Annotated in this window: 10 protein-coding genes; 7 read left to right on the top strand and 3 right to left on the bottom strand. The window is 69.1% G+C overall.

The window, feature by feature from the left end; genetic code table 11:
- The 3 genes from AC1HC7_RS10035 to AC1HC7_RS10045 form a co-directional block, all read right to left on the bottom strand.
- The coding region (locus AC1HC7_RS10035; protein WP_479498982.1) for a PAN/Apple domain-containing protein at window positions 1–465 on the bottom strand (465 nt) is incomplete at its 3' end.
- A 316-nt stretch (window positions 466–781) separates the two neighbouring features.
- Window positions 782–2251 (bottom strand): xylulokinase, encoded by a 1470-nt coding sequence (locus tag AC1HC7_RS10040; RefSeq protein WP_479497140.1) that lies wholly within the window; start codon window positions 2249–2251, stop codon window positions 782–784.
- A complete protein-coding gene (locus tag AC1HC7_RS10045) occupies window positions 2248–3342 on the bottom strand; it encodes a sugar-binding transcriptional regulator (protein WP_479498983.1) in 1095 nt (364 codons plus the stop codon). The genes AC1HC7_RS10040 and AC1HC7_RS10045 overlap by 4 nt, the downstream gene beginning before the upstream one ends.
- 173 nt (window positions 3343–3515) lie before the next feature.
- On the opposite strand from AC1HC7_RS10045, the gene AC1HC7_RS10050 reads away from it, so the two are divergent.
- The 7 genes from AC1HC7_RS10050 (at window position 3516) to AC1HC7_RS10080 (ending at window position 11247) form a co-directional block, all read left to right on the top strand.
- Window positions 3516–4898: an iron-containing alcohol dehydrogenase gene (locus AC1HC7_RS10050; protein WP_479497142.1), complete on the top strand. Its 1383-nt coding sequence runs from the start codon at window positions 3516–3518 to the stop codon at window positions 4896–4898.
- A 5-nt stretch (window positions 4899–4903) separates the two neighbouring features.
- Window positions 4904–5740, top strand: coding sequence for an HAD-IIB family hydrolase (locus tag AC1HC7_RS10055; RefSeq protein ID WP_479497143.1), 837 nt, complete (start codon window positions 4904–4906; stop codon window positions 5738–5740).
- The gene (locus tag AC1HC7_RS10060) at window positions 5737–6477 is read left to right on the top strand and encodes a class II aldolase/adducin family protein (RefSeq protein ID WP_479497144.1); all 741 of its coding nucleotides are present in this window, start codon (window positions 5737–5739) and stop codon (window positions 6475–6477) included. The genes AC1HC7_RS10055 and AC1HC7_RS10060 overlap by 4 nt, the downstream gene beginning before the upstream one ends.
- Before the next feature lie 214 nt (window positions 6478–6691).
- Complete coding sequence (locus AC1HC7_RS10065) at window positions 6692–7585, top strand: carbohydrate ABC transporter permease (protein ID WP_479497145.1); 894 nt, start codon at window positions 6692–6694, stop codon at window positions 7583–7585.
- On the top strand, window positions 7585–8460 hold the full coding sequence (locus tag AC1HC7_RS10070) for a carbohydrate ABC transporter permease (protein WP_479497146.1): 876 nt from the start codon (window positions 7585–7587) through the stop codon (window positions 8458–8460). The genes AC1HC7_RS10065 and AC1HC7_RS10070 overlap by 1 nt, the downstream gene beginning before the upstream one ends.
- Window positions 8461–8499: 39 nt before the next feature.
- Window positions 8500–10002 (top strand): ABC transporter substrate-binding protein, encoded by a 1503-nt coding sequence (locus AC1HC7_RS10075; RefSeq protein ID WP_479497147.1) that lies wholly within the window; start codon window positions 8500–8502, stop codon window positions 10000–10002.
- A gap of 180 nt (window positions 10003–10182) precedes the next feature.
- Complete coding sequence (locus AC1HC7_RS10080) at window positions 10183–11247, top strand: ABC transporter ATP-binding protein (protein WP_479497148.1); 1065 nt, start codon at window positions 10183–10185, stop codon at window positions 11245–11247.
- Window positions 11248–11262 lie beyond the last annotated feature (15 nt).

An 11262-nucleotide genomic window follows, 5' to 3' on the forward strand; every position in this document is an offset into this window, starting at 1 on the left:
GGCGTCCGCCAGCGCCGCCCAGTCCCGCGCCGCGTCGCGCCGCGCGGCCAGCGCGCCAAAGGCATCGCGCGCCGCGGCGAGCGCGCCCGAGCGCAGGGCGGTGCGCCCAAGCTCTTGCAGTTGTTCAAGGCTCAACCCGCCGGCAAGCGCCCGCGCGCCAAGGGTGGCGGCGTCCTCGCGCGCCGCGGCCAGATAGCCGCCGGGCAGGAAATCCAGGTCCTTGGCCCGGGTTTCGGCGCGGCGCAGCGCCGGCGCGGGGGTGGCGACGATGCGCGCCGACACCGCGCCCGCATAGGGGCGGATCTCGTCAACGCCGGTTTTCAGGAAACAGGCGCGGGCCTTGGGATTGTAGGTGAGCGCCGCGCATTCGGCGCGCCCGAGGCAGGCGGCGACGCAATCCTGCTGGCTGACGTCGCGCAGTTCATCCATGTCGCCGCCGTAAAAATCCAGATCGCGCTCGACCACGACCCGCCGTTCGGGCGCGGGCGATCGTTCCGCCGACTGATTTGCCGCCGACTGATTTGCCGCCGTCTGATTTTCGGTTGTCTGCGCGACCGCGACCGCGCCCGGTCCGGCCAGAAGCAGCGCCAGAAAACCGATGCGAAGGGCCGGAAATCGGGGGCGAATGGGCATGACGCGACCTCCCTGCAGCGACTGAGGCCCCGTGCGCGGCGCGGAATCGCGCGGCGGGGGGACGGGGGCAGGTTAGCGCCTTGTCGCGGCGATTGCGCGACGGAAATCGCCGCATCGCGGCGCATGACGTCCCGGGCCGGCAAAACCGCTAGGGGGCCCGATACACCTGCGCCTGACGCGCCGAGACCGCCGCCCAGTCCGCGGCCGTCGCGGGGTCCGGCGCCACGGTGTCGCCATCGTTGCTCATGGCCCCGGCCGCCGCGTCAAAGCTGTCGAACCAGCCGGCGCCCACCGCCGCCGACATGCCCGCGCCCAGCGCCGAGGCCTCCAGCGAGAAACTGCGCGTCAGGGGCAGGCCGGTGGCGTCGGCCAGCATCCGGGTCCAGATGCGGCTGTTGGCGCCGCCGCCCACGGCGAGGATGCGTTCGGGCCGCAGCCCGTTGTCGCGCATGGCGGCGATGCAGCGCGCGCTTTCCAGGGTCAGCGCCTCCAGCGCCGCGCGGTAGACATGGCCGATGCCGTGCCCCGGCGCCAGCCCGGTGATCGCCGCCCGCGCCCGCGGGTCCCAATGGGGATCCATGCAGCCCGTGAGATAGGGCGAGACGGCGACGCCTTCGGCCCCCAGCGGGATCTTTTCGGCCAGCGATTCCAGCCGGTCATACACGCCGGGATCTTCCCGCCCGCCGGCGAAGGCGTCGATCAGCCAGTCGACGAAGAACGCCCCGGCGCGCTGGCAGCCCTCCAGAAAGAACCCCTCGCCGGTGGGCGAGGTCATGGTGCGCCAATGGCGGCTGATCTCGGGGCGCGGCGACCAGGCGCCGGTGATCATCGCGGTGCCCAGATTCAGGTAGATCACCCCCGGACGCACCGCGTTGACCCCGAGCCCGGCGCATTGCCCGTCGCCGCCCGCCGCGAATACCGGCGTGCCGGGGGCGAGCCCGGTTTCGCGCGCCGCCGCCGCGGTGACGGTCCCGACCGGCGCCCCCGGGCGGGCGAGATCGGCGAAGCGTTCGCCGCCCAGCCCCAGATGCGCCAGCACCGGCTGCGACCACTGTCTGGCGGCGATGTCGAACGTGCCGAACGGGTCGGCGCTGGTCCAGCTCGCCACCGCCCTGCCGGTGAGAAACCCGGTGAGAAATCCGTGCACGTCGAGGATTTTCGCGGTTCGCGCCAGCGCGTCCGGCTCATGGCGCTTCATCCAGCTCAGCCGGTGCAGGACGGGCGTGATGTCGAGCGGCTTGCCGGTGATCGCGTGCAGCCGATCGCCGCCGAATTCCCGGTCGATGATCGGCAATTCGTCTAGCGCCCGTTCGTCGAGCCAGACGATGGCGGGCCGGGTCGCGGCGCCGTTTTCATCGATGAAGGCCACGGTTTCGCGCTGGTTGGAGATCGCCAGTCCGGCGACGCGCGCCGGGTCGATCCCGGCGCAGACCGCCTGCAGCGCCGCGGCGGCGGCGGCGCGCCAGTCGGCGGGGTCCTGTTCGACCCAGCCGGGGCGGGGCGCGGCCATGTCGATGGCGGCGCGGCCCTCGGCCACCGGCTCGCCGGCGCGGCTCCAGGCGATGGCTTTCGCGGATTGGGTGGAACTGTCCAGCCCGATGACCAGATCCTTGTTCATCGCGTCCCCGTATCGGAATTCGCGGCCCGGCGCGCCAGCAGGTCGCGCGCGGTGTCCGCATCGGTCACCAGATGGGTGGCGTAGCCGCCGGACAGGATCGCCGACAGCGCGTTCAGCTTGCGCGGCCCGCCCGCCACGCAGATGCGTTCCGGCGCCGCCAGCACGTCGCCAAGCTCGATGCCGATCTGGCGGCCGGAAAGCGGGCCCTCGACCTCGCGCCCGCCTGCGTCGACGAAGCGCCCGATCATCACCCCGGCGGCCTGCGCGTCGAGATAGCGGGCGACGGTCTCCTCGGTCAGGAAATCGCGGTCCGAGAACTCCACCGAGCGATCCAGTTCCCCGGCCCCGAACAGGATCACGTCGCAGGCGCGGATGCGCGCCAGCTGCCGCGCGATCCCGGGCTCGGCCAGCAGCGCGTCGCGCAGGCGCGGCGAGGACACGATGGCCGGGGCATGGAAATTCTCGCAGCGGGCGCCCAGCCGCGTGGCGATCAGCGCGGTGCAGAATTCCGGCGATTGCGCGCGTCCGCCAAGCGAGCTGCCGGACACCTGCACCACCCGCATCCGCGGATTGCGGGTCTCGGGCAGGGCCTCGGCCAGCGCCAGCATGGTGCGCCCCCAGGCGACGCCGAGCACGCTGTCGCGGCGCAGCCGCGGGCGCAGCACATGCGCCCCGGCGATGCCGAGCCGACGGCGCAGATCGGCGGCGGCGGGCGTTTCGGGGCCGGAATCGGGGCCGGAATCGGGGCCGGAAGCCGGGTGGGACTCAGGGTCCGCCTCGGGCAGGGTCGCGGGGATCACATGCGCCCCCGTCAGCCGGTAGGCGGCGGCCAGCGCGCGCCCCAGATCGACGCGGGCGAGCATGCCGGGATCGACATTGATCGACACCAGCCCCCGCCGCCGCGCCTCGGCCAGGTAATTGGCCACCGAGGCGCGCGACACGTGCAGCGTCTGGGCGACCTCGTTCTGGGTGCGGCCCTCGGCGTAATACAGCCACATGGCCCAGGCCACGGCGTCGTCGCCGAATTCCGCCGGCGGCGTCGCGGCGGCGCGGCCCGCGGCGCGGCCGGAAGGGGGCGGGGTCGAGGTCATGGCCTATTTCGGCCCGCAGCGTGTCAAATGTCAAGGTCGGGTGTCATTAGTGTTGACATATGACAGCACCTGCTATCACATGTATCCAGCAGGCAGCAACCGCATGACCCAAACCGCATGACCCAGACCGCGTGACCCAGACCGCATGACCCAGACCGCATGACCCAGACCGCATGACCCAGACCGACGCCGCGCCCGATCCGCCGACCGCCCGCGCCCGCGCCTCGGGCGCGCCCGCCGGCGGCTGGACCGCGGGCATCGACGAAATCCGCCGCGGCGAATGGGTGAACCCCGAGACCGGCGAAAAAGCCCCGCCCGCGCCCAACGAGGCCATCGTCATCGCCGACGATCTGGACGGGCGCGAACCGGCGCTGATCCGGGGCCTGGGGCTGGACGGCGCGGTGACCATCGTCGCCGATCGCGACACCTGGGACGCGCTCGGCGCCCGGGTGGCGCGCAATCTCGGCGGCAAGCCGGCCGGCGTCAGCGAGATCATTCTCGATCGCCCGCACGCCACGATCGCCGAGGCCGAGGCCCTGAAGACCCGCCTGCGCGGCGCCGACGCGATCGTCGCCGTGGGGTCGGGCACCGTCAACGACCTGTGCAAATACGTGACCGCCGGGGACGGGCGGCGCTACTGCGTGTTCGGCACCGCGGCGTCCATGGACGGCTACACCTCGACCACCGCCTCGATGACCCTGGAAAGCGGGCTGAAGATCTCGTTGCCCGCCCATGCCGCCGCCGGGGTGTTCCTGGACCTGAACGTCAGCGCCGCCGCGCCCGCGCGGCTGGCGGCGGCGGGGTTCGGCGACAACCTGTGCCGGTCGGTGGCGCAGATCGACTGGTGGATGTCGCATCGGCTGCTGGGCTCGTTTTACACCGGGGCGCCCTACCTGATCGCCGACGCCGACGAAATCGAGACCAACCGCCGCGCCGCCGCCATCGCGCGCGGCGATCACGAGGCGATCGGCTATCTCAACCGGTCGCTGATCCTGTCGGGGCTGGGGGTGGCCTTCACCGGCGTGTCCAATCACGGCTCCATGGGCGAGCACCAGATCTCGCATTACGTCGACTGCTTTGCGGGCGCGCGCCATCCCGGCACGCTGCACGGCCAGCAGGTGGGGGTGGCGACGCTGACCATGGCGCGGCTCCAGCGCCGGATGCTGGCGCGGGACGCGCCGCCCGAACTGCGCGCGACCCGCATCGACGAGGCCGACATGACGCGGCGCATGGGGCCGGAGATCGCGGCGCTTTGCATCGCCGAATACCGCAAGAAGGCGCTGGACGCGGCGGGCGCGGCGCGGATGAACCGGAAGCTGCGCGACATCTGGCCGGCGCTGCGCGCCGAATGCCTGCGCTTCGCGCTGCCGGTCGAGGACATGCGCGACATGCTCGCCGCCGCCGGCGGCCCGGTCAGCGCCGCCGAACTGGGTCTGCCGGCGGAGGTCTATCGCGAGGCGGTGCGCCACGGTCACGAGATGCGCAACCGGTTCTCCTTCGCCGATCTGGCCTGCGATTCAGGGCTGCTCGACGATTTCGCCGCGGCGGAGGGCTGAGAGCCATGCGCCCCATCCGCGACATGCCCCCCGCGACCGCCGCCGGCATCCGCTGCGTGCTCACCGACATCGACGACACGCTGACCAGCGACGGGCGCCTGCCCGCCGCCGCCTACGCCGCGCTGGAATCCCTGCATGACGCCGGGATCAAGGTGGCCCCGATCACCGGGCGCCCGGCGGGCTGGTGCGACATGATCGCCCGGCAATGGCCGGTGGCCGGCGTGGTCGGCGAAAACGGCGCCTTCTACTTCGCCTATGATCCGGGCGCGCGGCGCATGACGCGGGTCCATGCGCAGGACGCCGCCACCCGCGCGGCCAATCGCGATCGCCTGCGGGCGATCCGCGCCCGGGTGCTGGCGGAGGTTCCGGGCGCGGCGGTGGCCTCGGACCAGTTCTGCCGGGAAATCGACCTCGCGATAGATTTCTGCGAGGACGTGGAGCCGCTGCCGCCCGCCTCCGTCGATCGCATCGTGGCGATCTTCGAGGACGCCGGCGCGGTGGCGAAAATCTCCTCGATCCACGTCAACGGCTGGTTCGGGGATCATGACAAGCTGACGATGTCGCGCCGATTCGCCGCCGAGGCGCTGGGGCTGGACATGCAGGCCGACGAGGCCGCCTTCGTCTTTTGCGGCGACAGCCCCAACGACGCGCCCATGTTCGCGCATTTCTCCAACGCCTGCGGGGTCGCCAATGTGCGCGATTTCGCCGGGCGCATGGAAGCCCTCCCCGCCTGGATCGCCGAGGCGCGCGGCGGCGCCGGGTTCGTCGAGATCGCCGAGATCATCCTGGCCGCCCGACGCGGCGGCGCCCGACATGTCACAGCAGGACTGGAAAGCACATGACCAAAGCGGAACTCGCGCTCAGGCAGGAAATCGCCGATCGCTGCCGGGAGATGAACGCCAACGGGCTCAATCAGGGCACTTCGGGCAATATATCGGCGCGATTCGGCGACCGGATGCTGATTTCGCCCTCGGCCACGCCCTATGACGACATGACGGCCGAGATGATCGCCTCGGTGGCGGCGGACGGGTCGTGGGAAGGGCCGCTGAAGCCCTCGACCGAATGGCGCTTTCATCTGCGGCTGCTGCAGGAACGCCCGGACAGCAACGCCGTCATCCACGCCCATTCCACCTATTGCACGACGCTGGCGATGGCCCGCAAGGAGATCCCGGCCTGCCACTACATGATCGCCGCCTTTGGCGGCAACAACGTGCGCTGCGCCGGCTACGCCACCTTCGGCACCGCCGATCTGTCGGACCTGGCGCTGGAGGCGATGCGCGATCGCTCCGCCTGCCTGCTGGCCAATCACGGCATGATCGCCATCGGCGAAAACCTCGCCAAGACCATGTGGCGCGCGGTGGAGCTGGAAACCATCGCCCAGCAGTATTTCCACACCCTGCAGATTGGCGGACCGGTGGTGTTGAGCGACGCCGCCATCGACGACACCATCGCCGGTTTCGCCGGCTACGGACTGCAGACCGAGGATGACGAGGCGCCGGCCAAGCCCGCCCGCCGCGCGCCCCCAAAGACCGCGCGCAAGACCGTGCGCAAACCGGCGGCGAGGCGGCGCGCGACCTGAAGGCTCGCGCCCAAGGGACCGCGCCGAGGGGGGCGAGGGGGCGCCGTTCAGCCGCGGGTCATCCTTGAGCGCGGCAAATGGGTGACGGCGGCCCGTCGGCCGCCCCGATGAACGCCTTGCCGCCGGTCGCGACCGGCGGCGCGAATGCAAGGCCGAAGACCGGCCGCAACGACCAGACCCGGATCAGCGGGCGCCAGACAGGGAGAACGCGAAGATGAGCGGATCAATGGGCAGGCTGCGCAGGCTGGTCTCGTCAGACCACCCGTTGCCGTGGCTGACGCCGCTCATCGTCATGCTCGGCGTGTTCGCGATCTATCCGCTGTTCTACAATATCTGGCTCAGCTTCCACGAATACGCGCCGTTCAAGCGCAAGCTGGTCTATGTGGGCTGGGACAACTGGTCCAAGCTGATGAGCGACGACCGGTTCTGGGAATCGCTGATCGTCACCTTCGTGTTCTTCGCCGTGGCGCTGGCCATCGAACTGGCGCTGGGCATGGCGCTGGCGCTGCTGCTGGACAATGACGATCCGGGCTTCGGGCTGCTGCGCGCGGTGCTGACCCTGACGCTGGTGGTGCCCCCGGCGATCACCGGCATGATGTTCCTGCTGATGGAGGATCCCAGCTTCGGGGTGCTGTCCTACGTGCTGACGCTGGTCGGCGCGCTGGATCCGTCGACGCCGATCCTGGCCACGCCCTCGACGGCGCTGGCGGGGGTGATGCTGGCCGATGTCTGGCAGTGGACGCCGTTCATGGTGCTGATCTTCCTCGCCGGGCTCAGGTCGCTGCCCGCCGAGCCCTACGAGGCGGCGATGCTGGACGGGGCCTCGGCGGCGCAGGTGTTCCGGCGCATCACCCTGCCGCTGCTGTCGCGCGTGATCGCGGTGGCGGTGCTGCTCAGGGGCATCGATCTGCTGCGCATGTTCGACTACGTGTTCGTGATGACCTCGGGCGGGCCGGGCACTTCGACCTACACGGTCAGCCTCTACGCCTGGCAGCAGACCTTCAGCTTCATCAAATGGGGCTACGGGGCCACCATCTCGCTGGTCACGCTGGCGCTGATCGTGCTGATCGCCAACCTGTTCATCTGGCGCATGAAAGTGAGGTGGTGATGGTCCGCTCCAACACATCGCGGCTGCTGCGCGCCCTGTTCGCCTGGGCGGCGGTGCTGCTGTTCGCCTTTCCGCTGTATTACTGGGTGACGGTGGCCTTCAAGGACGCCCGCGAAATCTTCGACACCATCCCCAATGTCTGGACCTTCTCGCCCACGGTGAAGAATTTCGAGCAGGTGTTCGGGATCTCGCTGGGCTTCATTTCCCAGCAGGAGGTCCTGCCCGGCGGCGGCAATTTCTACATGGCCCCGCGGCTGTGGGATTCGATCGTCATCGCGGTGTTCTCGACCATCCTGGCGGTGTCGATCTCGACCCTGGCGGCCTATGCGCTGTCGCGGATGCAGTTTCGCGGCCGCCACCATTTCGTCAACTGGGTGCTGTCCACAAGGATGATGCCCCCGGTGGCCGTGGCGATACCCATGTTCTTCATCTACAAGGATTTCGGGCTGCTGGACACCTATCTGGGCATGGTGCTGGCGCACGCGCTGATGAACCTGCCGCTGGCGGTGCTGCTGCTGAAAAGCTTCTTCGACGACATTCCTCAGGAAATCGACGAAAGCGCCATCATCGACGGCGCCTCGCGCTGGCTGATCTTTCGCCGCGTGGTGCTGCCCATGGCCAAGGGCGGGATCGCCGCCACCGCGGTGCTGTGCTTCATCTTCAGCTGGACGGAGTTCCTGTTTTCGCTGACGCTGACGCAGACCAGCATCAAGACCGTGCCGGTGGTGTCGTCCAGCTTCGTCACCTCGACGGGCACCGCATGGGGCAACATGGCGGCGCTTGGCGCCGTGGCCATGGTCCCGGCTTTCATTTTCATCCTGCTGGTCCAGAAACAGCTGGTCCGCGGGCTTACGCTCGGATCGCTCAAGCAATAGAGCGCCAGGCTTCACCACTGCATCAGGGAGGATACGCCGATGCGAGACCAAGACCGAAAGCAATATCTGGCGAGACTGACCGACAGCTACGTGAAACGCAAGATCAACCGGCGCGATTTCATGCGATCCGCCGCCAAGCTGGGGCTGGGGCTCGGCGCCTTCGGGTTGGGCATGTCGCGCCCGTTCGGCGGGCATTTCTTCCCCTCCGCCGAGGCCGCCGAACTGCGGCCCTCGGATGAGAACCTCGCCTGGGTGAAGGAGGTCTCCAAACCCTTCGCCGGCACGACGCTGAAGCTGGCGACGGAATCGACGCCGCCGTCGAACGCGCTCAACAGCCAGTTGAAGAAATACTTCGAGGAAGCCTCCGGCATGAGGGTGGAGATCGAGGTGCTGCCGCTGGAGCAGGTGCTGCAGAAGATGACGCTGGACATCGCGTCCCAGCTCGGCACCTATGATCTCTACTACATCGACCAGAGCTGGGCCGCCTCGGTCAGCCGCGACGTGTTCGACCCGCGCGAACAGACCGCCGACAAGCCCGACCTGGCGATGCCGGGCTACAATCTCGACGATTTCCTGCCGGCTCTGGTCGACGGAATCGCGCTCTACGAGGACCGCTGGGTCGGCGTCCCCTACGACATCCCGATCTTCATCATGATGTACCGCAAGGACATCTACGAGAACATGGGCTTCAAGGCGCCGGTCAGCCTCGACGAATACCTGATGCAGGCGCAGGCCATCACCAAGGAATACGGGCCGAAGATGTACGGCGCCACCGGGCAGATGAAGTCCGGCCACTATTCGCTGGAATGCGACTGGACCGCGTGGCTCTGGGCGCATGGCGGTTCGATCTTCGATTCCAACGGCAAGTTCTCGGGCCATGACGGGCGCGGGCTGGAGGCGATCGCCTACTGGGACAAGCTCAAGGAAACCATGCCGCCGGGCGTCACCGGCTGGACCTGGGACGGGCAGGGGCAGTCCGTGGCGCAGGGCGTCGCCGCGTCGATGATGTCATGGGGCGAGTTCTTCCCCTATTTCGACGATCCCAGCGCCACCAAGGTCTCGGGCCTGATGGAAGCGGTGCGCTGCCCGCCGCCCAAGAACCCGCTGCGCACGGTCGACGAGACCGGTTTCGGCGAAATCCCCGGCGTCGGCCATCAGGGCGGATCCTCGCTGGCGGTGTCGCATAATTCCAAGAACCCGGACGCGGCGTGGATCTTCATGCAGTGGGCGACCTCGTTTGACACCCAGGTGCTGATCACCGCGCTTGGCGGGGGCACCGGGCCGACGCGGGCCAGCGTCTATGACGACCCGCGCATCATCGCCAATCGGCGCGTCGGGCCGGGCACCACCCGCCATCTCGACGTGGTGCGCGACACCATCGCCATGGACATGGGGTCCGAACCGGATCTGCCCCAGTGGGCGGAGCTGTCCAACGACACCATCCCGGTGCGTCTGGGCAAGTATTTCGCCGGCGAATACAGCTCGGCGAAGGAGGCCATGGACGATATCGCCCAGGCCGCCGACAAGATCGTCGCCGGCTGAACCGCCGGTTGGATCAAAGCATGGCCGGGGATGGGCGAGATCGTCGCCGGCCATGCGGCGACCGGGGTCCCGGCGGCGTCTCCCTTCGCCGCCGGGGCGTCGGCCCCGGTTGGGCCGTCAGGCCCGCAGCACCGCATTGACCGGCCGCCGCGCGCCGGCGCCGAACCGACTGGGACGAGAATGGCAACTGTCGAATATCGCAACATCCGCAAGACCTACGGCGCCGTCGAGGTGCTGCACGACGTGTCGCTGTCGATCGCGGACAAGGAATTCACCGTGCTGCTCGGGCCCTCGGGCTGCGGCAAGACCACGCTGTTGCGCATGACCGCCGGGCTGGAGACCATCACCGGGGGCGATCTGCTGATGGACGGCGCGCGGATGAACGACGTGCATCCGCGCGATCGCGACATCGCCATGGTGTTCCAGAACTACGCGCTCTACCCGACCATGAAGGTGTTCGGGAACATCGCGTTTTCGCTGGAAATCAAGAAGCTGCCCAGGGACGAGATCCGGCGCAAGGTGGAGGCGGCGGCGGAGCTGCTGCATCTGACCCCGTATCTCGACCGCTACCCCAAGGAATTGTCCGGCGGCCAGCGTCAGCGCGTGGCCATGGGCCGGGCCATGGTGCGCAACCCCAAGGTGTTCCTGTTCGACGAACCGCTGTCCAACCTGGACGCCAAGCTGCGCGCCCGGATGCGAGTGGAGATCCGCCAGCTGCACGCCCGGCTGGAGGCCACGACGATCTATGTGACCCATGACCAGATCGAGGCCATGACCATGGCCGACCGCATCGTGCTGATGAAGGACGGCGACATCGAGCAGGTGGGCGCCCCCGACGAATTGTTCGACCGGCCGGTGAGCCGCTACGCCGCCGACTTCATCGGCTCGCCGTCGATGAATTTCATCGACGCGGCGATTTCCGCCGAAAACGGCGCGCCGGTGGTGAGCGGCGAGGGCGTGCGCCTGACGCTGCCCGAGGGGACCGCCGCGCAGGTCGGGCAGAAGGTGACTTGCGGGCTGCGGCCCTCGGATCTGACGCTGGACCCGCAGGGGGAGATCACCGGCGAGGTGATCCTCGCCGAAAAGACCGGCCCCGATCAGAACCTGTATCTGAAAGTCGGGATCGCCGAATTCATCGCCACCGCGCCGCGCGACGCGCGGATCGCGGCCGGCGAGACCATCCGCCTGCACGTGCCCCGGGACAAGATCCACCTGTTCGATCCGGCGAGCGGCCGGCGGATCTGATGTCTTTCCGGGGTC

The organism is Oceanicella sp. (genome assembly GCF_056449545.1).

What these genes read in the sequence shown, in the direction of transcription:
- AC1HC7_RS10040 (WP_479497140.1), bottom strand. Translation starts at nt 2,251, where the DNA reads ATGAACAAGGATCTGGTCATCGGGCTGGACAGTTCCACCCAATCCGCG.
- AC1HC7_RS10045 (WP_479498983.1), bottom strand. Translation starts at nt 3,342, where the DNA reads ATGACCTCGACCCCGCCCCCTTCCGGCCGCGCCGCGGGCCGCGCCGCC.
- AC1HC7_RS10050 (WP_479497142.1), top strand. Translation starts at nt 3,516, where the DNA reads ATGACCCAGACCGACGCCGCGCCCGATCCGCCGACCGCCCGCGCCCGC.
- AC1HC7_RS10055 (WP_479497143.1), top strand. Translation starts at nt 4,904, where the DNA reads ATGCGCCCCATCCGCGACATGCCCCCCGCGACCGCCGCCGGCATCCGC.
- AC1HC7_RS10060 (WP_479497144.1), top strand. Translation starts at nt 5,737, where the DNA reads ATGACCAAAGCGGAACTCGCGCTCAGGCAGGAAATCGCCGATCGCTGC.
- AC1HC7_RS10065 (WP_479497145.1), top strand. Translation starts at nt 6,692, where the DNA reads ATGAGCGGATCAATGGGCAGGCTGCGCAGGCTGGTCTCGTCAGACCAC.
- AC1HC7_RS10070 (WP_479497146.1), top strand. Translation starts at nt 7,585, where the DNA reads ATGGTCCGCTCCAACACATCGCGGCTGCTGCGCGCCCTGTTCGCCTGG.
- AC1HC7_RS10075 (WP_479497147.1), top strand. Translation starts at nt 8,500, where the DNA reads ATGCGAGACCAAGACCGAAAGCAATATCTGGCGAGACTGACCGACAGC.
- AC1HC7_RS10080 (WP_479497148.1), top strand. Translation starts at nt 10,183, where the DNA reads ATGGCAACTGTCGAATATCGCAACATCCGCAAGACCTACGGCGCCGTC.